Origin of the sequence: Alteromonas sp. a30 (genome assembly GCF_026788005.1) — a bacterium.
Classification (GTDB): domain Bacteria; phylum Pseudomonadota; class Gammaproteobacteria; order Enterobacterales; family Alteromonadaceae; genus Paraneptunicella.
The window spans coordinates 88,878-113,448 of sequence record NZ_JABEPE010000013.1 but is presented as its reverse complement, the minus strand read 5'-3'; the positions used below and the strand labels follow the sequence as shown (position 1 = coordinate 113,448).

Sequence of the window (24,571 nt, the reverse complement as noted above, 5' to 3'; positions counted from 1 at the left end):
ATATTTGGCGGCATTTTGTTGCTTACCGTGTTTTTCTTTACTTAAATACTCATGATTCAGAGTGAGTTGATGCAGTCTTTAACTGCCTCCGCAAGCAACCCACTAACATCTATCACATTGCTCGCATGAGGTACGGTGTTGCAGGAAATTAGTTCGTTTAACCCGCACATTACTAGCATGGAATCAGCTTCATCAGCAAATAAACCATGAACCGTGATGCAACCAATATCTTGAGCGCCTTTATTTCTTAGCTCTTTTACGCACTCTAAAATGGTATGTCCGCTGGAAATGACATCATCAATCACAAAAATTTTCTTGTCTAAATGTGCTTCTATGCCGCTAATTTCAACATGAACCTGCTTGTCTCCACTGCGTACTTTCTGACCAATTAAATAAGGATGGCCAGCATAGTCAGCAATTTCTGAGACCCATTGTTCACTTTCCGAATCTGGACCCACTAAAAGCAAATTCGATTCAGTTGTTAACCAATCTGCAATAGCCGATGCCGCATGCACGACTCGAGTAGGAATACGATAAATTTCTGATAAATGATGATAACGGTGTAAGTGGGGATCGACGGTCACTAGCCAGTCCATGTTATCCGATAATGCTTTTGCGAAAATTTTAGAGGTAATGGCCTCTCCTTCGTTAAAGCGTTTATCTTGTCTCATGTAAGCTAAATAAGGTGTCACCAAGCCAACGGAAAGCGCGCCCATTTCTTTTAATGTGTTGGTTAAAAAGATAAGCGGCAAGTATTTTACATCAGGGTTTACCAAGTCCATCAAAATGATGCAGGTTTTGCCCTTCACGTCAGAGCACACTTTCAAGTAGCTTTCTTTATCGGGAAATCGTCGATGCTCAACTTCGCCTATTTCAGCTCCCAAATGTTGGCTCAACAGTACCAACATTGGATGTTCTAACGGCGAAAATATCATTACATTGCTCGAGTTGCCTTGCATATTATGCCCCTTACTTTTGTAACCTCAAGTAATCGTGATTAAATCTGGGTTGTCTTTAAAATACTGCAACGCATAATCCAATTCCCCAGCGCTGTTGCTAAAAACGGTAAATAATGGTTCGCCTTTTTCAATGGTATCGCCCACTGTGGCATGCAGCCTCAAACCAGACGCTTGGGTAAAAGGCGCTCCCGCTAATTTGGCTAATCGTGCTAATTTTCGATTATCAAATTGTCGAATCATCCCATGGCGAACGCTGAATACTGTATGCTGATATTCTGCTTCTGGAATGGACTTAATGCCGCCTTGGGCGTTGAGTATCTTTTCGAACTGGGTCAAAGCTGCGCCACTATCCAACAAACGCGTCGCTTGTTCGATGCAGGCATCTAAATCGGCATACTGCCCTTCTTCATCGGCTAGCATTAATAAATGTGCCGACAGCAGAATCCCTTTGCTTCGCAGATCTTGTGGCGCATCCATATCACCGCTTAACACCGCGATAAGGTCTTTTGCTTCTTGCGCGGGACCAATTCCTCTGCCAACGGGTTTACTGCCATCGGTAATGATACACTTAACCTGTAGTCCGCAACTCGTGCCAACATGGGAAAACAAATCTGCTAATCTTTCGGCATCTTCCTGTGTACGCACTTTTGCCGTGGCTCCCACTGGGATATCAATGATTGCATGGGTCGAACCACTGGCTATCTTTTTCGATAACATAGATGCGATCAGTTGACCTTCTCCATCTAAATCCAAAGCTTGTTCGATACGGATGAGCAAATCATCCGCAGGACTTAAGTTAACCGCCCCGCCCCAAGCCAAGCAGCCTCCGGTGCTATCCACAACGTGCTTCATTTCTTCAATGGATAAATTCACTGTGGTCAATACTTCAACGGTATCGGCCGTACCCGCCGGAGATGTAATGGCTCTAGATGATGTTTTAGGAATAATTAAGCCAGCAGCACTAACAATGGACACGACTAATGGCGTGGTTCGGTTTCCCGGTACACCACCAACACAGTGTTTATCCATGACTCGGCTTTTTCCCCAATGGATACGTTTACCACAGTTCACCATTGCCATTGTTAGGTCAGTAATTTCCTGCATATTCAAACGCCCTCCGGCGCAAATACTCAGGAAACTGGCTATTTCAATGTCGCGATAACGATGTTCACTGATGTCTTCTACGATAGCGTTAATTTCTTCGGTGGTGAGTATTTCACCAAAAATCTTTTTACGCACATAGCTCATTGAAGGCAGAACAGGTGGATGCGAAAACTCTACTTCATCGCCGGGAAGTACCTTTAGGCGCTTCATCGCTGCTTTGGAAAACCCGGCATAACCGTGAGGTAAAATGTCGCGCTCAACAACATTTAATGTTGCAAACAACGTTTGTCCATTAGTTGAAACCGCTACGCAATTGCTCGCGGTAAACCCTTCTGATTTACACACATGGCTATCCTTACGGATAAAAACAGCTGGTTCATGGTGTGTTTCGATGCCCATATCTAGCACTTTAAGGGCATGAGGTTTTGACATGTGTGAGAGTCTCTATTGATAAATGGTTAGTCAAAACCCTATCTTATTATTTCGACAAGATAAGGCGTTCAAAATATTGCGAACAATGTCACAGAGGCGGTTTTTCCTTATTCGATGTTGATGGTTCAACATGAACAAGTATGTCGTGAGCATCAAAACTGGTCGCCAACAGGTGTTCTACTTTATCTGCTACTCGGTGAGACTCTTGTGTTGAAAGCTGAGGCTCCACCGAAATAATCACATCTACCGACAAATGTTTGCCATCATAACGAGAGCGAATACGGTCAACGTCTTTCACTTTTGGTATCGCGTGAATGGCCTCTTTTACTTTCACTTCGTCTAAAAACGTACTGTCGACTAATACTGGTATCGCTTGTTTAAACAAACTATACGCAAAGTACACAATGATAAGCGCAACGAAAATGGCGAAAAGTGCATCAACCCAAGGATACCCACGACTGGCAATCTGCCAACCTACAATAATGGCGATAGAGGTGAGTACATCACTAAACGTATGTTTGGCATCAGCGTGCAACAAACTCGAATTAAGCTTTTTCGCCCAATGGTGTTCCCACGTTGTTAATGCGGTATTAATGAGGATACAAATAACCATCAACCACAAGCCTACGTTGCTATGTTCAGGGGTTGAATTAAAGCGTTCTATGGCACTGGTAATTACTTCAAAGGCAACAATAACCAACGACATCGCAAGCGCGAAAATAGCTAGAGTTTCGTATTTATGATGACCGTAACGATGATCTTCATCAGCAGGTTTTTCTGAGTATTGAATGGCGATATAAGCAAGCCCATTATTGGCAACATCTGTAAGAGAGTGCGCTGCATCAGCAATAATCGCGGTTGATTGTACCATTAGGCCAACCACCAATTTGATCAGGGCGATAAGAACGTTAACAGCACCTTCAATAAACAGGACTTGCCTGACTTTCATATCACCTCCACTGCTTTAGTAATTCACTGATAACCCGTGAATCATTGAACGTCGATAAGAAATAAGGGCAGGCACTAACGCAAGAATAAAAGTGAGTACCAAAACCAGTCCAACATAAAAGAACAGGTTTGTGAGACTCGGCACACTTGATATAAATATTCCAAATTGAGAAGCCAGCATATCTTGTCCCACAAACATGGTAACGACTAAACCCAAAAAGCCACAGAGCATACCGGTTAACACTAGCAATAAAGCTTCAGATTCAATCAAAATAACAATAAAGGATGCGCTTGCGCCGGCTGCCCGCAATACCGCAATTTCTCTTTGACGCTCATTCATTGTAGCCAACAGCATAGTGACTAGCCCAAACAAGGCTGCAATTAAGACTAAAAAAGCAATAACGGCTAACGCCTGTTCAACGACTTTCATGATTTGCCACATTTCAGATAAGGCCACGCCGGGCATTATGGCAAGCAAGGGCTCATTCTCAAATTCATTAATTTGCCTTAATGCACCAAGGGTCGCGATTTTGGAGGTTAACCCTAACATAAATGCCGTTATCGCTTTGGGCTGTGCGGAGATTTGGCTGAGCAAAGGATTATTATCGGAGTGACTTTCCTCATGACCCTCATGGCTGTCTTCGTCTGGCATTGAGTGGTTATGCGTAACTTCGCCGGAATGTGTTGAATGCATGCTGCCATGTGGAATAGAGCCATGTATGCTATCTACGGCAGGTAAAGTGATATGAACGGTTTGATCAATTGGCGTTCCTGTTGGCTTGAGGATGCCTGTTACTTCAAAACCGAATCCGGTGTGTTTCTTAAATGACACTTTCCCAACACCATGAGAAATATCCAGCGGTGAATGCAACTGATAACCTAATTGCCGCGCAACATCGGCACCAATGACAACATCATATAGCCTTGAGAAAGCGTGTCCTTCTGAAAAGGATAACACTTGTTTATTACCATAACGGTAGTGCTCAAAATAGGCGTTTGTTGTCCCCAATACACGAAAGCCTTGGTGTGAATCACCCAGTGAAATAGGAATGCTCCACGCCACATTCGGTTTATCTGTTATCGTTTTATAACTGCTCCAACTGATATTATTGGTGGCATTTCCGACTCGGAAGACAGAGTACAGCAGTAAATTAATGGATGAGCTTCGCGCTCCTACAATAATATCCACGCCAGATACAGTTCGCCCAAAGCTATGGCGCATTTCTGATTTAATATGATCGATACCAAGTAAAACAAAAAAACTAACAGCAATCGAAATAACAGTTAGTGTCATTGTGAACTTTCGTGCTAGTAAACTGGATACTGCTATTTGTACTAACATTCACTTTTTCCGGCGACTTTATTGATTTGCTCTAGGCTAACTAATGTATTGAAGTTGCTTGCAAGCCCTTTATCGTGGCTAACAAAAATAATGGTGGACTCTGTTTTTTCGGTTGTTTTGAAAAGCAACTCGATAAATTGATCTCGCATTACACTATCAAGCGCTGAGGTCGGTTCGTCCGCAATAATAATTTCAGGTTGATTGACTAAAGCCCTTGCAACCGCAACACGCTGCTGTTGGCCAACACTTAAATTTTTAGCTTTGCTTTGTAGCAAATTTTTACTCTGATTTAATTCCAAAGTCTCTAGAATATACGCTAAATATTCAGGATTTATATCTCTTTTTGATGAAAAATAAGGACCTATCTGGATATTTTCAAGAACATTTAAATAGGGTAATAAGTTAAATTGCTGAAAGATTACACCGATGTGTTGTGCCCGAAATTTATCTCTAGCGTTAGCCCTGAGTTTAAATATTGACTCCCCAAGTACATCCACTTTTCCTTCATCGGGAGCGAGGATGCCGCAAACAATATTCAACAAAGTTGATTTTCCCGTCCCTGATGGACCATGAAGGAAAACACTGTCGTTATGTTTGACTGTCCATTTTGGAATATGGATTATTGGCGGTAAGTGCTTATCCCAACCAAACACTAAGTCATTAATTTCAATAGAATTGTTTGATACCAAGTTGCTTTCCGTTAACTTTTTTAGGCGTACTACACTTAGAAAAAGTGTGAAGTCTAGCGATGATAATTATGGGTTTCAACCACAGATGAGTGTTATTTTAAACGCTACTTTTGTTTTATAATTTGATGTGCATCTAATACTAGTTTTTCTAAGGCTTTTAATTCGTGGCTGAAGTTTAACGTTTTTACCATGCTTTTACCCAGCCCGAGTAAGAATTCTTCTTGCGCCGCAGTAAAATCCATTGAATGGAAGCTATCTTGAATCTGCTTCTCAAAGTCGTTAAGCGAGTTTTCCTGCTTTTCCTTCATGATCTGAGTAAACTTACTAATATTGGTGGAAATACTATGGATCCGATTCGACACAGCGCTTAGTGCGAGTGATTCTCGGCACTCTTTCCATTTTTCGCCGAAAATTGTCACAACCGTTGCTCCTAAATCTCTTAATTTGTCGAGCCCTTCCTCATCCGTGGGGGCATTGAGAATAATGATACTAATCGTGTCATCATTAAACACAAGACGATTGTCTTGGTACTGATAAACACGCCCTTTTCTATGCACAATATGCAGCACTTTACGCACCAAAGGCGAACATTGTTCATGCTCATGAAAGTAGTAGTAACGCTGTTCATTCGCTATCAACATAATGGCGGCTTTGAGCCCAAATTGTTTATCAAAGAATTGACCAATACTTGTCATTAAGGCATCGGGGGTTTCGAGCTTAAATAACTGCTTACAGTATTCCACAACGGCACCATATTGTGACGCTTGCTCCATACTCTTTAAGGCGATTGAATTGCTAGCAGTTAGCTCTTGTTTGAATCCGACTTTACTAATCAATCGCGATAAAAAAAGCTGGTATGAATTTTCTAAATCGAACATATCGAATGAAGCAATTTTACCGATTGATTTACTGTAAGAATGGGTTTGAGAGGTGGAGTCTTCCAAGAAAATAACGGGTAGTTGCCCAAGGCTGCGATACATGGCTTCTATGAGGTCAAATTCATCGATAAGTGTGATTAAAACGTCAGCGCTTGCGGCGTATGATTTCAGTTCGTCAATTGTTTCTATAAAAATACAACTATCAAAATCACTTTTTAATTTCTGGGTCAAATGCGGTAGGCTTTGATGATCCGAAGCAAAAATTAAAATGACGGGGCGTTGTTGTTTTAAAATATCAATTAATTCTGAAATTGACCCCATTATCCAACGTAATTCCGAGAGTAACTCTTTGGATTCAAGAAATGCCATTTTAGGAAAGTAATAAAATAACCGCCGATCTTGGCGTTTCCCACTTTTATAACTGGTCAATATTCTTGCTTCACCGTCAAATTGATTTTTTGGCAAACTCTTCATCAAATTATTGATATTGAAGACGGAAATATTATCAGGAGAATGAGCTAAGGAAATATTAGGGATATTTTCTGATTGTAAGTCGAACTTAAAATCATAAGCGCAGGTTTTAAAACATTTATGCTCAGATAAATATTCTTTTTTGGGGATCTCAACATCACCATAGAGCAAATTAAAACCGATGTGCTCTGAAAGCTGGTGTGAGCTTTCGATAAATGCATTGCTTGATTGTGAATTTATCAACCAAAATACCTGATTAGCATCCATTTTCAGCTGTTTTAAATAAGTGCTTATGGCATGACTTATTTCTGTAATGGCTTCTTGATTAACTATGCATCCGTTGGCTTCAATGACTAAAGAAATATGGCGTTGAACATTTGTTAATTTTTTAACAAGCGATATTGAATCCAGTAAAGCGTGAACAAAAGAGGTTTCGTTATGTTCTGTTATTGCAATTTCTGATGCTTCACTATTGACTAGCGACACCTGAACGGCGTTGATCTGATTTGTTTCCATATCAAGTATAGGCTGATACAAAAATTCAAATTCATGTGCCGCTTTGTCGCGGTAATTATTTTCGGCTGTAATAGAGCGAGCCATGTTTCAACATTCTTCATATTTTAAGATCAATTATTATTAAAGCTAGCTAACAAGTATCATTGTGACAATATGATTTTTTGAAGAAACATGGATTAAATAAAGGTTTGGTTTTTTTAGTTACCTAACCTTTTTCTTTCTGGGATAACCAGCACACTCACTGATAATTTTTTCATTAAAACAACGTCGCCAATTAATAACCGGGGCTTCGGTGTATTTGGATTTTTAGCCAATATTGGATGCAACTGATAATGATTCACTCCGCGCACGGATAACGTCATATCTTCCCGTGTATTATTAAAAATAACCAAGATTTGCTCGTAGTTCGGATCAATATTGTCAAGCGGTGCTTTATCACTAATTTGCATCACAATTAAACCATCTCGTTTACGATGATCGTGAAAGCTCACTCGTTTCAGTATCGACGCCTCGTCGGGTAAAGAAAACAACGGCGATGACGAGCGGATTTTAATCATGTCTAAGACACGAGAACGTGCGGCCGCAATATGTTCAGCAGTGACCTTGTCCCTACCCTCATTGTTCGTTAATAAACGACGAATTAAAGGCCAGTTATCTTTGTCTTTAACGCTAGGCGGTAAACCCTTTGCGTAATTGTTGTACTGCATTGAGTAATCAACACGATTAAACCAGTCATTGTAGTCGTAGCTATCACGCAAGAAAGACTTTGATCTCAGCAATTCGCTACCCATGTGCAAAAAGGGAATGCCTTGTGCGTATAACGGGTACGCTAGCGACAACAATTGAAAATCAACCCGCTCTTCTGGTGTAGCGTCAAAAGGAATGCGGTATTGGTTGTTGTCCCACAAGGTTTGATTATCATGTTTGGAAACATAGTTAATGCTGTCCGCAGGATCGAGGGCATAACCGGTTGGCGCACTTCCATAGGCAATATCACTGCCGCGCTTTTCTTGGTTGTCTTCCGTGATTAGCGGATAGTTTGCTAAGTTTCCGGTTAAACCAATGCGAGCTTGATCCATGGATAACTCATATTCGTGTTTAACTGCGCTGGCATCCGCTCCTGCTTGCAGCTCATTCGGATAAACATAAAGGCCGTTGCCAAGTCCTTGCCCGGCGCGAATGTCGTCACCACTGGCGAAAGAAGAGCCTCCACGAACAGCGTCTCGTAATCTGTCGGTAAATGTGCCTATTTCCGTGCCCGCTAAAGCCAGTTGAGTTGATTGCTCAAATTGAGCATGGTTGGCAACCTCACCAAAGTTCCAACCTTCTCCGTAGAAGTAGGTGTCGGGGTCGATTTCACGCACTGCTTCGCGCGCGGCTAACATGGTTGCTTTGGGTTGGTGTCCCATTAAATCGAAGCGAAAACCATCTATTTTGTAATCTTTCGCCCACACTTTTAGAGAATCGATCATCAGCTTGGTCATCATTCGATGTTCCGTTGCGGTGTTATCACAACAAGTAGACTGTTCAATCGCACCACTGACCGGATTCAGGCGATGATAATATTGTGGTACCACTTTATCGAGAACAGACTTAGGCTTAAGCCCCGCTTCGTAGGTATGGTTGTACACCACATCCATCACGACACGGAAGCCTTTTTCGTGTATGGCTTGAACCATCTCCCGAAATTCGACGATGCGCGCAGAGCCTTCAGGATTCACTGCGTAGCTCCCTTCTGGAACCGTATAATGGTAAGGGTCGTAACCCCAATTGTAGGGATCGTGTTGACGAATTTTTTCAATAATGGTTTGTGCATTCGCGGATAACGGGTCGAGCCGCTGAAGCATCTCTTCGAGGCTGGTTTGATAGCTTGCAGTTTCGGTACATAGCCCCATTTGCGGTACAATTTCACAGGCTTTGACTAGCGTGTCCGACAGGAAAATGACTTGTGATGGATCTTCATTTACCGTACCAATATCAAACGTAGGTAATAAATGAATTACATTTAAACCCGACTCACGGAGTAATTTGAGGTGTTTGGCGCCAAAGGAGTTAGTGTCTAAAAATGCTTTGTATTTTCCCCGATGCTTTTCATTAGATAATGCCCGCTCCGCGGCACTAAAATCACGAACATGTGTTTCATAAATGATTTGAGCTTCTGGATGAGAAAGTACGGGTGATTGATGTGAAAACCAATTTTCTGGTGCGGTTTCTGGCGAATTCAAGTCTACAACTTGAGAGTATTCGCTATTTGTTGACAAGCTCAACGAATATGGATCTGTCACATCGATACGCTCGATGGCTTGCGTTTGATAGTGATACTGCTGAATCTGATAACGATAATAATCGCCTAATTTGACTTGTTCGGTGGTCGTTGACCACGCTCCCGTTTGACTATCTTCTTGCAATGCCAACTGTTTGAGCAAACGTTTGTCTTGGCTATAAACATTTACCCACACTTGTTTTGCGGTAGGTGCCCATAGCCGGAAGGTTATCGCTGAATGCGCTGAGGATGTTGGTTTGGCGACAAACGCGCCATAGCGTAACTCATCAGCATCTTGATTTTTCTGGGTGTATAAGGCATCGAGCACGCCGTAATGTTGGACATAGGCCATGTGTTCTCGTTGACCTTGAGCATTTTCAGTCACCACCGCAAGCTGAGTTTTTAATAGGCTTTTAACTGCGTGCTGTGGTAATGAAATGGAATATGCATGAAAGTCAGAAAGATGTGGGTATTTTTTCGCTATATCGCTCGGAATCGAAGTGGGTTTTAACACCGTTCCTTGGCCCTGTTTATCTTCATCAAGCTGTGCGTTAGTGGAACTAACCAACCAAGCTTTTTCCGCCTTGGAATGTAATAGGATAAGGTCGGGTTTAAGCCAATGCGCGGAAAAGTCGCTACTGTTAACACTCGGAAATGACAACGTCGACAACTGATTTAAAGACAACGCTGTATCTGTATTTGAATTGACATTAGTTGCCGACTGGCACGATAACAATAGTGACACGGGTAATGCTAACAACGAAAGTCGCGTTAATTTATACATCAATTTTCACCTTTATTAGACGATTAGCGAGATCAGCTTGCCACTTAACAGGAACGGATAATTGCTTAGATTCTTCATCATAAGTAAATGAAATTGGTTGGTTATTTAGCGTTACCACACTGGGTTTATTCGAGATTTGATGTACAACCCATGTGATGCTGCGTTGCTTAGGCTCAGAAACATAGCCTCCGCTAATACTGTTAACCGTTAACATCAGTTCGTTTGGTGTAGTTTTCGCACTCAACTTAAATAAACGGTATTGATTGTGTACCAAGGCTTTAGCATCTTTACCGTCATCCTCGTACCATTGCCCTTCTGCTGATTCAACGCTTTTGTGATGGTAGTAGTGCAACTCCACTTGCGCGCCATCATAAGCTTCCGTGTTATTAATCGGCTGAATCATAGGCACAAAACTGCCCGCTTTCACCCACACGGGTAAGGTTTGAATGTTTATGGGTATGGTTACGTATTTGCCCCCACGGAAAAGTTGCTCCTGCCAAAAATCAAACCAAATGCCCTCCGGCAAAAAGGTGGTTTGCGTTTGTTGGTGAGCGGCGATGACAGGTTCAATCCAAAATGCATCCCCCCAGAAATACCCCGTGCGATAGTCTATTGCTTGTGCCAGTTTTTGCGCACTGCTTTCTGACCCGTGATGACTTGAGTTGCTTGAGTATGCTTCGTCGAAGAACAACGGGCGCATCATAGGCATGCCAGATACGCTGTTTTCGTAGGCGAGCGTGTAATTATAAGGCAGCATTCGATAGCGCAATTTCATGTAATCACGCACAATATTTTTGGTGTGCTCATCATGAAAAATTGGCTCTGGGGCAACACTCTCAAAGCCATGAACACGATAGACTGGCTGAAATACGCCATATTGCAGCCAACGGATATAAAGCTCGGCATCGAACACTTCATGAGTGGCAAAGCCACCTAAATCAGAATGGGTATAACCCAATCCCAAGATGCCCATCTGTAGCGATAACTCGACTTGTGCACCGAGTCCCCCCCAAGAGCGGGAAACATCGCCCGTCCATGGCATCATGCCAAAACGTTGTGAGCCCAAAAAGCCTGAGCGCATCAATAAAAATAGGCGTTTATTGGGATACTGTTCTTGGTAATTTTCGTGAATTAAGCTTGCCCATTGATGCCCAAAGGCGTTATGTACGCTGTTAGCGCTGCCAAGGGCATGAATGGTATCGTCGGGGTGCGCTTCTGGCTCGCCTAAATCGCCCCAAACACCAGCAACACCTTGTTCAAATTGTTGCTGATAAAACTGCCAAAACCAATCTCGTCCCTTTTCAGAAAAGACATCAACCAAGCCGCCTCGACCGAAAAACATGTCAATTTCTTTAACTCCGCCTGCGGGATTTTTTGCTAACGCTTCTGCTGCGACTGCATTTTCCCAATTTTTGGAGGTTTGAATAATGTAAGGTTCTGTTACTAATAAGGTTTTTATGCCTTGAGAGGAAAAGTCTTGTAGCATTTTGTCGGGATTAGGAAAGGCTGAGGTATCCCATTGCAGCGAGCCCATATGCCCTTTTACGTCTTTACCAAACCAGAAAAGGTCGAGAATGACGGTATCCAGTGGGAAGTCTTGTTTTTGGTATTCCGTAACCACATTTCTGACTTCTGCTTCGTTATGATAACCAAAGCGGGATGCAAAGCTGCCTAAAGCCCAACGTGGCGGTAAAGGTTGTTTGCCAGTGGCATCGGTAAAGTTGTTGATAAGATCGGAATAATCATCACCAACAGAAAAGAGGTAAGCGTTGCGCCCAGCTACCGCTTCAAACTGCAAAACATCAGAGGTGGAAGCACCAATATCCATGTGCCCTTTGGCCGAGTTATCAAAAGCAATAATGTAACCTTTTGACGACATAATCCCGGATAGCGAATAATACATACCATCGGAATAGTCTGTGTAGGACCAGTGGGTTTTGTTGTTCAAGGGCAGACGCTTTCCTCGACGATCCATCCCCATCACACGTTGGCCTCCACCGAGAATTTTTTCGTTTGCTTGCAAGGCAAAGCGCACGCCGCGTAAGGCATCATGATGGAAAAAGCCGCCGTTATGACGGGAAAGCAGTATTCTCTTTTTATTTGTGTTTGATTGCTTACCCTTTCCCGCCTTATCTTTATTCACGGTTTTGTAGTAAGCCACAGAAAAAGGCGATTTTGTAATTTCAACAATCAGCTCGGCACTTGCAAAAGTCAGTGTATTTGCGCCTTCTGTGAGTGTAAAAGAACGATCTTGTGGTGCCTCGGCTAATGCAAATGAAGGCAAAGACTTCATATCTGCACGCGTATAATTAACTTCGATCGTTGCCGAGTTCACTGGCGCAAACTGAATATTAGCTTCATCAAGTAGGACAGTTAATTGGTTATTTTCCAGTTGATAGCTTTCAAAGGTTTTTGCATGACTTATAGGACAGACAATAATCAATGAGCTCAAAGCATTTACGGTAAAAACCTTGAACCGGTGTGTTATGGAAGAATGGCGAGCAGGTGTTGCTAATCTCAGCTTATTTTTTGTCATTGTTTACTTTGAATTATTAGGTTTGGCACAGTATTGCTGCAAAAATGCATCATGGGTTGGCAATTTTGCTATTGGGTCCAGCTTGACTTTACGTATGCTCGCCAGCATGTCTTTTAAGGCGGCTTCTGAAGGTTGTTCGGCAATGGGATGATAGTCTTTAGGTGTGATTCCCTGTCCCATCATAACTTGTAACCAAGAGGACTCTGAAAATAAGTCGTTTTGATCACGTAACAAAGCCCCGCTTTCTCTGAATAGTTGGATTTTTTGCTGCAACGAGTCTGGAATTTCGAGTTGCTGCATGTCTTTCCAAAACTGGCTATCTTGGCGTTCATTGACATGGTAATGCAGTACTAGAAAATCACGTATTTGTTCAAACTCTAGCTTAGATAACTTGTTGTATTCTTTAATATTGGATTGGTAAATACCATGATGCGGAAATAAATGGATTAAGCGGACAATGGCGGTCTGAATCAAATGAATACTCGTGGACTCTAATGGTTCTAGAAAACCGCTTGCCAGGCCAACCGCAACTACATTTTTATTCCACTGTTTACGTCGTCGTCCCGTTCTAAAATGAATGAGACTTGGATCGCCTGTAGCTTTGCTTTCTAAGTTAGAAAGTAATAAGTCTGCGGCTTCATCATCGGAATAATATCGACTGCAATACACAAGTCCATTGCCATTTCGATGCTGTAACGGAATGCGCCATTGCCAACCGGCTTTATGAGCGATGGATCGGGTATAGGGTAAGGTGTTTTCGAAACGCTCTGAAGGCACTGCTAAGGCTCTGTCACAGGGGAGTAAATGGCTCCAATCATCGTAACCTGTACCTAATGTTTGTTGAGTCAGTAATCCTTTAAAGCCAGAACAATCAATGAAAAGATCACCTGTGATTTCGCGGCCATCTTTGAGCTTTAAGGCGGTAATGAAGCCGCTTGTTTCATCTTGTTTAACCTTATCGATGAGTCCTTCTGTGCGAACAACCCCCATTTTCTCACTGAGTTTTCGTAAGTATTGCCCATATAAAGAAGCATCGAAGTGGTAGGCGTAATCGAGATCGAGTATTGGGTCTTTTGCGTTAATTTTGGCAAATTTACCGGCTTCCGCACATAAGTAATTAAGGTCATACTCCCAAAAGCTGTAAGGCTCTCCCAGCATATTTGCTCGACGCCAAAAGTGATGAAAATGACAAAACGCGAAGCTTTTTCCAGCAGCCCCAAAGGTATGGTAGTAGCTTTCTCCTTGTGTGCGCCAATTCTCGAACTTGATGGCAAGCTTAATGGTGCCTTGTGTTTCTTTTAAGAATTCGGCTTCATTAATGCCTAATACCGCGTTCACATTTTGAATGGGCGGGATAGTGGCTTCCCCTACTCCGACTGTGCCAATTTGTTCAGATTCAACCAGCTCAATATCGATAACGGGACCAATGACTTTTTTCAATAATGCAGCAGACATCCAGCCTGCCGTACCACCACCTACAATGACGACTTTTTTGACTTGGTTCATCACTTTTAAATACCTACAAAAAAACCCCAAGGACTTTGAATCACGTTCAAAAGTTTTCGGGGTTTTACTTTTTAATAAAGACTTGTGACAAGCTGCTAGCATAACAGCCTGCCACGGAGAATTTACTCGAACTTAGTAGAAAGAATAATTAAAGCCTAGCAAGAAGTTTCTACCGAAACGCTGGAACTTGGTGATTTGTCTGTCATCACCACTACCGTTGTTTTGGATAGTATCTTCATCTGTTAAGTTTTGAGCCTGAAGTGTTACACGTAAGCCGTGTAACCATTCGATGTTTGACTCGCTGAAGTCATAACCAACTTGGGCATCCCAAATTTCACTACCTTGGTCTGTTGCATCAACTAAAGCCAAACTTACGCCACGTTCTTCTGTTAAGAAATCGTCACGTTTTGTACCCGATACACGGAACTCAAAACCTTGGTTTTCATAGTAGAAAGTCAAGCTGTAAAGTTCTTCTGATAAGCCCGGTATACGACCTGTTTCTAAGCCGATGTCGGGACGTGCCTCTAGTTCACCATCCATATAGGTTGCGCTGGCGAATAAGCCAAAGCCTTCCAACGACTCATGAACATGATGCAGAGGCAAGTTGGTTTGGAATTCCCAACCACGAACAAAGCCTTCAAAACCATCCAGTACGCTTGTTTGGCTACCAATTAACAATACTGGAGCCTGCCCATCAGAGGTTTGGTGAAGATCAGGACGGTAGAATTCACTAAAGTCTTGTTCGATACTTAGATCGCGGTGCCAGTTTTTCAAGTCTTTATACAAGAAAGCAACTGAGAAATAGGCGTCATCAGCGAAGTAGTTTTCATAAGCGATGTCGAATTGGTTTGCTTCAAGTGGATCCAATTCTGCGTTACCAGAGCTTCCTCCCCAAGGGCTATTCTCGACATCTGATGATAAGATTTGATCATCATTAAAGCTAAATGTGACCTGTGCATTTGGACGTAAATCATCCAAACGAGGACGGCTCATGACTTTAGAAAGCGCGGTTCTAATGTATTGATCTTCAGCAATTTCAAAACTTAAGTTCAAGGTCGGTAATACGTCGGTGTAATCCGCACCACCACTGACAGGTGTTGCTGAAATTGTACCGAATTCGTCGTTACCCGCTAACGTGAAGAAGCCCACTGAACTTTGCTCCACATCAACCACTTGTAGGCCAACATTACCCTTAACGAAGATGCCACCAATTTCAGTATCGATAGTTAACTTCGCAAAGTAAGTGTAAATTTCTTCATCAACAGAATAGGTATCACCCAAGCGATCTGCTTGCACTAATGCAGCATCGGTTTCTGTATAGTAGCCGCTTTCAACTAAGCTTAAGCTGTCATAGGCGATAACACCGTTGATACCGATAAAGCCAAGGTCAACTGTACCTAATGGATTTGGAATGGGAACATCATTCGGATAATCAGGTGCGGTTAAGTATGCGCCGTTATTGATTTTGTATTTGTTTCTATCGGAATAGTTAACGCCAAAATCAATCTTCGAGAAAATCCCCCACTCGACAAAACCATTAACTGATAAACGGAAGCTATCAAGTTCTTCTTCAAATTTAGGTCTGTTAACGAAACCATCCTGTGCATCCGAGCCAATCAGAGGATGACCCCATGCGTTGGTCCCTGCCAAGCGCACTAGATTTGGATCGGTTAAATCGACACTTGGAAGCGTTGGATGCGCGCCATAGAGTGCGCCATTCCCTGTCATAACCCATGAACGAGGGGCTATTGTGTCTGTTGTGCCGAAACGACCTGCGCCTGAGTAACTTTCAATATCGATAATATCTTTTTCAACTTCGCTAGTTGAGAAGTCACCGACGATTGTCCAGTTTTCATTGATTTGATACTCAATATTCAAACCAAAAGCGGTTAAATCAGATTCCTGCTTACGCGCATCATTGCGTACCACTGAAGGGAAGCCTGCATGATAACCTGATGTCACTAGGCCATCTTCAACGCCTGTGATTGTATAATCTACGCCACCCCACACTGGGCCGCCTTCTTCTAGACCACGCTTAACATCATTCTCTTCAAAGTCGATGTATAACGCATCAAGTTGGAGTTTTAGGTTGTCTGTGGGAGCATATTCGATAATCGCTGCGTAGGAATCTCGCTCTAGTAAAGCTGAACGCACATAGGAATCATGACCCGCTAGAATTTGTGTGCCTTCTGGGACATCAACACCTTCCGCAGCAAAAGCTGGATCTGCATCGGTATATCCCCAGCCGCGGAATTGCTCTTCTTGACGAGGTGATTCCATAGTGGCAAATGTTAATGCTACGCCTAATTTGTCATCTGCAAACTTCTCTACGTAGTTAAGGGAGAAGCGATGACCATCATCATCAAAATCAGGGTTGAATGCATCTTCTTGGTTCTTTTCGTACGTTCCATTGAAGGTTAACGTTGAATCTGCATTTAATGGAGAAACGGTTCTTAAATCAACCGTACCACCCAAGCCTTGTGTTAATAATCCGGCTTCTGGTGTTTTATAAACGACAATACTGGAAACGATTTCTGTAGGATAAAGGTCAAATTCAACACCACGGTTGTCCCCCATCCCCAAAAGTTCACGACCATTAAAAGATGTACCGATGTAGTTTTCGTTAAAACCACGAACGGATAAACCACTAACTCGACCGTTACGACGCTCACCTGCCAAGCCGGGCAATCTTGCTAACGACTCTGCAACACTTGTATCTGGAAGTTTACCAATATCTTCTGCAGACAGAGCTTCAACAATAGAAGTTTCGTCCATTTTTATTGCTTGCGCACGCTGTAGCGCGCCGCGGATCCCTGTCACCTGAATCACTTCAGTGTTTTCAGAACTTGTGTCTTGAGCCAGTGCGGGCAGACCTGCTACAGCAGTCGCGACCGACAAAGCTAGTATGTTCTTATTAAATTTTAACATCGTGTTTTCCCGTGTATTGTTTCCAAAACAAAAACTGCATGGATTGTTTTGTTTTTATATTGCTTTTGAAGGCGAATTGAATTTTTTGGCCTATTTTACGCAATGGACTGATATTAACGTTTGGCTTTCTAGCCTGACAACTGATTGCATACGTATTCATTACCTACAATGAACATTCAGTTAACACAAATGCAACAATCCAAAGAGTGAATATATTTCACCCTAAAAAATCGTAACATACTGTTTTATAGATATTTACAATCCTAGAAACTGATTTATGCATCAAACATAAATCCGTGCATATTATGCAAAGCAAAACTGACATTTTGTATATTTCGGAGGTATTAAAATTTTCGGCTTTAATTACCTAACACTATGAAAAGTCGACGAATACTGCGTTCTTTGCGGGTAGTATTATAGTCTATATATGGGAAAATGCTTACTTTGACCGAGGGTATTTTAAGTTTTTGAGCTTAGTTTTGGTTAGAAAGGGAGCTAGGATTACCGTTGTAAATAATATGTTAATACCAGCCTTAAATTTGAATAGTAATTTGAGCATGATTTAGGCACAAAAAAGCCAGTCATTTGACTGGCTTTTCCATGAAAACAACGGTTAGCTTACCAACCTGTTGCTTCTCTTAATGCTTTGCCGATGTCAGCCAAAGAGCGAACAGTCTTAACGCCTGCTGCTTCAAGTGCTGCAAATTTCTCATCAGCTGTACCCTTACCGCCTGCGATAATTGCACCAGCATGGCCCATGCGTTTACCCGGAGGAGCCGTTACACCTGCAATGTAAGAAACAACAGGCTTAGTTACATTTTCTTTAATGAACGCTGCTGCTTCTTCTTCCGCTGTACCACCAATTTCACCAATCATTACGATGGCTTCTGTTTGTGGATCTTCTTGGAACATTGTCAAAATGTCGATGAAGTTAGAGCCCGGAATTGGGTCGCCACCGATACCAACACATGTTGACTGACCAAAGCCTTCATCCGTAGTTTGCTTAACGGCTTCATAAGTTAACGTACCAGAACGAGATACGATACCAACTTTACCCGGTAAGTGGATGTGACCCGGCATGATACCAATCTTACACTCGCCCGGAGTGATAACGCCCGGACAGTTTGGACCAATCATGCGAACGCCTTTAGCTTCTACGTATTCTTTAACGTAAAGCATGTCTAGCGTTGGGATACCTTCAGTTATGCAAACGATCAACTCGATACCGGCATCAGCCGCTTCTACAATTGAGTCTTTACAGAAAGGCGCTGGCACATAGATAACAGACGCTGTTGCACCTGTTGCTTCTACTGCGTCGCGAACGGTGTTGAATACAGGCAAACCTAAGTGCTCAGTACCACCTTTACCCGGTGTTACACCACCGACCATTTGTGTGCCGTATGCAATAGCTTGCTCAGAGTGGAACGTACCTTGACCACCAGTGAAGCCTTGGCAGATAACTTTTGTGTCTTTATTAATTAAAACTGACATTATTTGCCCTCCGCAGCTGCAACAACTTTCTGAGCTGCATCTGTTAAGGATTCAGCAGCGATGATATCAAGACCCGAGTTGGCTAAAACATCGCGACCTAAATCAGCGTTTGTACCTTCCAAACGAACAACAACGGGTACTTTAACACCAACTTCTTTAACCGCACCGATAATACCTTCAGCGATCATGTCACAACGTACGATACCACCGAAAATGTTAACTAAAACGGCTTTAACATTGTCATCGGATAAGATAATTTTAAATGCTTCAGCAACGCGCTCTTTAGTTGCACCACCACCAACATCAAGGAAGTTAGCAGGGCTTCCGCCATGTAGGTTTACGATGTCCATCGTACCCATTGCTAGGCCTGCACCGTTAACCATGCAACCTACGTTTCCGTCTAACGCAACGTAGTTTAATTCCCATTGAGCTGCATGAGCTTCACGCGCGTCTTCTTGCGAAGGATCGTGCATGTCTTGCAACTTAGGTTGACGATACATTGCATTGCTATCAATCGCGACTTTCGCGTCTAAGCAGTGCAAGTCACCGTCTGTTTTAATAACAAGCGGGTTAATTTCGATAAGTGCAACGTCTAAGTCTTCGAACATCTTCGCAAGACCTAGGAAAATCTTTGTGAATTGCTTAACTTGAACGCCTTCAAGGCCAAGTTTGAACGCCATTTCACGTGCTTGGTAAGGTTGAGGTCCAACAATTGGATCGATCTCAGCCTTCAAAATTTTCTCTGGTGTCTCTTCAGCAACTGTTTCAATTTCCACACCACCTTCAGTAGACGCCATGAAAACAACGCGTCTTGAAGTACGGTCAACAACAGCACCTAAATACAACTCATTAGCAATATCAGTGCATGACTCAACTAAAATTTTGCTAACTGGCTGTCCATTCTCATCAGTCTGGAAAGTAACCAAGTTCTTACCTAACCAGTTATGAGCAAAGTCTTTAATGTCTTCTTTGTTCTTAACCAGTTTTACACCGCCGGCTTTACCACGGCCACCTGCGTGGACCTGACACTTAACAACCCACTCATTACCACCGACGCGGTCAGCCGCTTCAACAGCACCTTGAGGAGTATCTGCTGCGTATCCTTCAGAAACAGGTAAGCCGTATTCTTTGAATAACTGCTTACCCTGATATTCATGCAAATTCATGGTGTTTTTTCCGTTATTAGATGAAAAACCTGCCGCTTTTTACGGCTTTCTCTGCTAGCACAGTGATTCACTGTATTTCTGTTCTTCCCTTGAACAAACCCGCTAAACTGCCTTAGCGGGCTTCCACACTAAACGTGTTAATTGCAACCTATATTGCGCTTACACATCAAGTAAAAGACGAGTTGGATCTTCCAACATCTCTTTAATTGTTACTAAGAATCCAACCGATTCTTTACCATCAATGATTCGATGATCATAAGATAAGGCTAGGTACATCATCGGTAAGATTTCTACTTTACCATCTACCGCCATAGGGCGATCTTGGATTTTATGCATTCCCAAGATGGCACTTTGCGGTGGATTGATAATTGGCGTCGACATTAACGAACCGAATACACCACCATTTGTGATAGTGAAGTTACCACCTTGCAAATCAGCCATCGATAACTTGCCGTCACGACCTTTAATTGCAAGGCTCTTAATGCCCTTTTCGATTTCAGCTAAGCCAAGTTGATCACAGTCTTTCAATACTGGTGTAACCAAACCACGAGGAGTTGAAACCGCCATCGAAATATCGAAATAGTTGTGATAAACAATGTCATCACCGTCAATTGATGCATTCACTTCAGGATAACGTTTCAGTGCTTCAACTACGGCTTTAACGTAGAAAGACATGAAACCAAGACGCACACCGTGTCTCTTTTCAAAAGACTCTTGATACTGTTTGCGAATATCCATGATTGGCTTCATGTTAACTTCGTTGAACGTGGTTAACATTGCCGTTGAGTTTTTCGCTTCTAACAAACGAGTCGCAATCGTTTTACGAAGACGCGTCATAGGTACGCGTTTTTCACTACGCTCTGCAACTGAGTCTGTAATTTGAGAATTAACTGTAGTTGCATTGGCATTTGCCGAAGCCGCTGGCTTGTCACCACCTTTAAGATGTGCTTCTACATCTTCTTTGGTTATACGACCGTTTTTACCTGTGCCTCGAATTTTAGAAGGATCGATATCTTTCTCAGCAAGTAAGCGACGAACCGAAGGTGATAATACTTCATCAGAGTCGCTATCGTCAGAAGCTGACGCAGCGGCAGGAGCGGCAACGGCTTCACCCGCTACAAATTTGGCAATCACTTGCTCAGCTGTAACGGTTTCGCCTTCTTGGGCCAAAATTTCACTTAATGAACCATCAGCAGGCGCTACGACTTCTAGCACGACTTTGTCAGTTTCGATGTCTACTAAATTTTGGTCGCGAGTAACAGCTTCGCCAGGTTGAGCATGCCATGTTGCAACGGTTGCATCCGCTACAGACTCAGGCAAGACTGGTACTTTAATGTCCACGGATTCACCTTTTGTGCTCGGTTTAGATTGAGTTTCTTCGGCTGCTGGTGTTTCTGTTGCCGCACCCTCACCCTCTTCTAATAGGGCAATAACTTGTTCAGCTAATACTGTGTCGCCTTCTGCACCAGTAATGCTAGCAATCACGCCATCGCCAGGTGCTACGACTTCTAGCACGACTTTATCAGTTTCGATGTCTACCAAGTTTTGGTCGCGAGATACTTTATCACCAACCTTGACGTGCCAAGTTGCTACAGTGGCGTCGGCTACTGACTCCGGCAACACCGGTACTTTAATTTCAATTGTCATGGTCTTCCTTTATTTTAACTCTAGTGCTTCGGCAACAACCGCTTTTTGTTGTTGGTTGTGAACTGCCAGATAACCTACCGCTGGCGAAGATGATGCAAGACGACCTGCATATTTCACTTTCGCCCCTTCTGGAATGGCCTCAACAAAGTGATGCTGACTGCAATACCAAGCTCCTTGGTTTTGAGGTTCTTCCTGACACCAAACCCAATCTGTTACATGTTGATACTTATCAACAATTTTCTTCATTTCCTCATGAGGGAAAGGGTAAAGCTGTTCGATGCGCACAATAGCGACATCAGTTTGTTCATTCTTACGACGTTGCTCAAGCAAATCGTAATATACTTTTCCAGAACACATCACAACGCGTTTCACGTTTGCTGGATTTATATCATCAACCTCATCAATCACTTCGTTGAAACGCCCTTCTGCTAATTCTTCCAAAGAAGAAACCGCAAGAGGATGACGCAGTAATGACTTGGGAGACATAACAATTAACGGACGGCGCACTGGACGCACAATCTGACGTCTAAGCATGTTATATACTTGTGCTGGCGTTGACGGTACGCAAACTTGCCAGTTTTGATCGGCAGACAACTGCAAGAAACGCTCTAGACGCGCGGAACTATGCTCTGGGCCTTGTCCTTCATAACCATGTGGCAACAATAATGTAAGGCCACATAATCTACCCCACTTGTGTTCACCCGATGATAAAAATTGGTCGATGACGACTTGTGCACCATTTGCAAAATCACCAAACTGCGCTTCCCACAATACTAAAGTACGTGGTTCAGCAGTGGCATAGCCAAATTCAAACGCCATCGCAGCGGCTTCTGAAAGAACGGAATCGTATATTTCGATACCGCCTTGGTTGTCGCTAATATGCTTAAGAGGCATATATTCTGCGGCATCATCTTGATTATGCAATACAGCATGTCGGTGGAAGAAGGTACCACGTCCGCTGTCTTGTCCTGTTAAACGAACATCATGACCGTTTTCAAGAATGGTTCCGTAAGCAAGTGTCTCTGCTGCGCCCCAATCTAACGGCTTTTCGCCTTTCATCATAAGTTCGCGATCGTGATACAATTTACGGACCCGAGATTGCAACTTAAAATTTTCGGGATAAGAGCAGATTGCTTGACCGATACGTTTTAATTCGGCCACCGACACTGCACCTTTATAAGGTACACTCCAGTTATGGCCCAAATAAGGTGTCCAATCCACAGAATTTTCAGTCATCGGACGCCATTCAGGAACAACACACGCGCCATGATCTAACGCAGAACGATATTCACTAATTAGTTTTTCAACTTCATGTTGTTGAATTGTGCCTTCCGCGATTAACTGATCGGCATAAACTTGACGTGGAACAGGGTGCTTTTTGACTTTTTGATACATCAACGGCTGTGTTGCATTAGGCTCATCAGCTTCGTTGTGACCGTGTCGACGATAACAAACTAAGTCAATAACGACATCGCGTTTAAACGTGTTGCGATAATCTAAAGCCATCTGGGAAACAAATAACACTGCTTCAGGATCATCTGAATTAACGTGGAAAATTGGCGCCTGAACCATCTTAGCAATATCGGTACAGTATTGCGTAGAGCGAGTATCAACTGTTTTTGAAGTAGTGAAACCGACTTGGTTATTGACAACGATACGAACTGTACCGCCCACTTTGAAACCACGAGTCTGCGACATGTTGAACGTTTCTTGAACAACACCCTGACCAGCAATTGCAGAGTCGCCGTGGATTGTAATAGGAAGAACTAACGAACCATCTTCACATTGACGTCTGTCTAAGCGTGCTCTAACCGATCCCATAACAACCGGATTGACGATCTCTAGGTGAGATGGATTAAAGGCAAGCGCTAAGTGAACGTTTCCACCATCGGTTGCGTAATCTGATGAAAAGCCTGAGTGATACTTCACATCACCCATACCAAGTGATTCATCATGTTTGCCAGAGAACTCATCAAATAGCACTGATGGGTTTTTGCCCATAACATTGACGAGGACATTCAAACGACCACGGTGAGCCATACCGACAACAACTTCTTTGGTGCCATAGTTTCCAGCATGATCCACTAAGCCTTTAAGCATCGGAATCAAGGCGTCTCCCCCTTCTAGAGAGAAGCGCTTCGCGCCTGGGAATTTTGCTCCCAGATACTTTTCCATGCCGTCTGCTGCAATCAATCCTTTTAATATTTTTACTTTTGTTTCGCGGTCAAAATTTGGTGTTGCCTGAGCCCCTTCCAAGTATTTTTGAATCCAGCGCTTTTCTTCGGTATTCGTGATATGCATGTACTCTGCGCCAACAGAGTTACAATAGGTACGGTTTAGCGACTTGTATAATTCACCCAAGCTCATTTGGCTTTGGCCAACCGCATAAGACCCTACGTTATATACACTATGGAAATCTTGTTCTGATAAATTATGGAAAGACAGTTCTAAATCTCTAACACGCTCTTGCTTCCATAATCCAAGTGGATCTAGATTGGCATGTTGGTGCCCACGGAATCGGAAGGCATTAATCAACTGTAAGACTTTAACTTGTTTTTGATCGGATTCGGTAGATTGCTGACTACTTGTACCTGAAGAGGCTACGCGGGCTCTAATTCCTTTCTCAGCCAGCGCTTTGAAGTGAGCGCGAATGTCGCTGTGGTTGGCTTCAATATCCACACCATCGACCTTCGGCAATTTATCAAAGACACTTCTCCACTGTTCGCTAACGCTTTGTGGATCTTCAAGATAAGCTTCGTATAACTCTTCTACGTAAGCAGCGTTACCACCGGCCATGTGGGAAGATTCCCACCACGCTCTCATCACGCTTTCGTGCATCGTTTGCCCTTTTGAAACAAATAGATTTTAAATGGTTGCAGTAGTATAAAGCTCTTTAATTAACAATCATTTA

The 24,571-nt window shown here is 42.9% G+C and carries 14 protein-coding genes; all 14 read right to left on the bottom strand.

Features of this window, described 5'->3' with window-relative positions:
* Nucleotides 1-56: 56 nt before the first annotated feature.
* Nucleotides 57-959, bottom strand: a complete 903-nt coding sequence (locus tag HJG39_RS13510) for a ribose-phosphate diphosphokinase (protein ID WP_268409843.1) — start codon at nt 957-959, stop codon at nt 57-59.
* Nucleotides 960-983: 24 nt separating this feature from the next.
* The gene (locus tag HJG39_RS13505; protein WP_268409841.1) at nt 984-2,495 is read right to left on the bottom strand and encodes a thymidine phosphorylase family protein; all 1,512 of its coding nucleotides are present in this window, start codon (nt 2,493-2,495) and stop codon (nt 984-986) included.
* A gap of 88 nt (nt 2,496-2,583) precedes the next feature.
* The gene (locus tag HJG39_RS13500) at nt 2,584-3,444 is read right to left on the bottom strand and encodes a cation diffusion facilitator family transporter (RefSeq protein ID WP_268409840.1); all 861 of its coding nucleotides are present in this window, start codon (nt 3,442-3,444) and stop codon (nt 2,584-2,586) included.
* Between the two features lie 15 nt (nt 3,445-3,459).
* Nucleotides 3,460-4,785 (bottom strand): ABC transporter permease, encoded by a 1,326-nt coding sequence (locus HJG39_RS13495; protein ID WP_268409838.1) that lies wholly within the window; start codon nt 4,783-4,785, stop codon nt 3,460-3,462.
* The gene (locus HJG39_RS13490) at nt 4,779-5,474 is read right to left on the bottom strand and encodes an ABC transporter ATP-binding protein (RefSeq protein WP_268409836.1); all 696 of its coding nucleotides are present in this window, start codon (nt 5,472-5,474) and stop codon (nt 4,779-4,781) included. Before HJG39_RS13490 ends, HJG39_RS13495 begins: the two co-directional genes overlap by 7 nt.
* Before the next feature lie 104 nt (nt 5,475-5,578).
* Complete coding sequence (locus HJG39_RS13485) at nt 5,579-7,423, bottom strand: hypothetical protein (RefSeq protein WP_268409834.1); 1,845 nt, start codon at nt 7,421-7,423, stop codon at nt 5,579-5,581.
* Between the two features lie 113 nt (nt 7,424-7,536).
* Nucleotides 7,537-10,386, bottom strand: coding sequence for a pullulanase-type alpha-1,6-glucosidase (pulA, locus tag HJG39_RS13480; protein ID WP_268409833.1), 2,850 nt, complete (start codon nt 10,384-10,386; stop codon nt 7,537-7,539).
* A complete protein-coding gene (locus HJG39_RS13475; protein WP_268409831.1) occupies nt 10,379-12,838 on the bottom strand; it encodes a glycoside hydrolase family 31 protein in 2,460 nt (819 codons plus the stop codon). Before HJG39_RS13475 ends, pulA begins: the two co-directional genes overlap by 8 nt.
* Before the next feature lie 87 nt (nt 12,839-12,925).
* Nucleotides 12,926-14,428, bottom strand: a complete 1,503-nt coding sequence (locus HJG39_RS13470) for a tryptophan halogenase family protein (RefSeq protein ID WP_268409879.1) — start codon at nt 14,426-14,428, stop codon at nt 12,926-12,928.
* Between the two features lie 132 nt (nt 14,429-14,560).
* Entirely contained in the window at nt 14,561-17,356 is a 2,796-nt protein-coding gene (locus HJG39_RS13465) for a TonB-dependent receptor (RefSeq protein WP_268409829.1), read from the bottom strand.
* Nucleotides 17,357-17,974: 618 nt separating this feature from the next.
* Nucleotides 17,975-18,847, bottom strand: a complete 873-nt coding sequence (gene sucD / locus HJG39_RS13460; RefSeq protein ID WP_268409827.1) for a succinate--CoA ligase subunit alpha — start codon at nt 18,845-18,847, stop codon at nt 17,975-17,977.
* Nucleotides 18,847-20,013 (bottom strand): ADP-forming succinate--CoA ligase subunit beta, encoded by a 1,167-nt coding sequence (gene sucC, locus HJG39_RS13455; protein WP_268409825.1) that lies wholly within the window; start codon nt 20,011-20,013, stop codon nt 18,847-18,849. The genes sucD and sucC overlap by 1 nt, the downstream gene beginning before the upstream one ends.
* A gap of 159 nt (nt 20,014-20,172) precedes the next feature.
* The gene (gene odhB, locus HJG39_RS13450) at nt 20,173-21,660 is read right to left on the bottom strand and encodes a 2-oxoglutarate dehydrogenase complex dihydrolipoyllysine-residue succinyltransferase (protein ID WP_268409823.1); all 1,488 of its coding nucleotides are present in this window, start codon (nt 21,658-21,660) and stop codon (nt 20,173-20,175) included.
* A gap of 9 nt (nt 21,661-21,669) precedes the next feature.
* Entirely contained in the window at nt 21,670-24,498 is a 2,829-nt protein-coding gene (locus tag HJG39_RS13445; RefSeq protein WP_268409821.1) for a 2-oxoglutarate dehydrogenase E1 component, read from the bottom strand.
* Between the last annotated feature and the right edge of the window lie 73 nt (nt 24,499-24,571).

Coding starts and splice junctions, on each gene's coding strand:
- sucC (WP_268409825.1), bottom strand. CDS start 20,013: ATGAATTTGCATGAATATCAGGGTAAGCAGTTATTCAAAGAATACGGC.
- HJG39_RS13470 (WP_268409879.1), bottom strand. CDS start 14,428: ATGAACCAAGTCAAAAAAGTCGTCATTGTAGGTGGTGGTACGGCAGGC.
- HJG39_RS13485 (WP_268409834.1), bottom strand. CDS start 7,423: ATGGCTCGCTCTATTACAGCCGAAAATAATTACCGCGACAAAGCGGCA.
- HJG39_RS13445 (WP_268409821.1), bottom strand. CDS start 24,498: ATGCACGAAAGCGTGATGAGAGCGTGGTGGGAATCTTCCCACATGGCC.
- pulA (WP_268409833.1), bottom strand. CDS start 10,386: ATGTATAAATTAACGCGACTTTCGTTGTTAGCATTACCCGTGTCACTA.
- sucD (WP_268409827.1), bottom strand. CDS start 18,847: ATGTCAGTTTTAATTAATAAAGACACAAAAGTTATCTGCCAAGGCTTC.
- odhB (WP_268409823.1), bottom strand. CDS start 21,660: ATGACAATTGAAATTAAAGTACCGGTGTTGCCGGAGTCAGTAGCCGAC.
- HJG39_RS13505 (WP_268409841.1), bottom strand. CDS start 2,495: ATGTCAAAACCTCATGCCCTTAAAGTGCTAGATATGGGCATCGAAACA.
- HJG39_RS13510 (WP_268409843.1), bottom strand. CDS start 959: ATGCAAGGCAACTCGAGCAATGTAATGATATTTTCGCCGTTAGAACAT.
- HJG39_RS13500 (WP_268409840.1), bottom strand. CDS start 3,444: ATGAAAGTCAGGCAAGTCCTGTTTATTGAAGGTGCTGTTAACGTTCTT.
- HJG39_RS13465 (WP_268409829.1), bottom strand. CDS start 17,356: ATGTTAAAATTTAATAAGAACATACTAGCTTTGTCGGTCGCGACTGCT.
- HJG39_RS13495 (WP_268409838.1), bottom strand. CDS start 4,785: ATGTTAGTACAAATAGCAGTATCCAGTTTACTAGCACGAAAGTTCACA.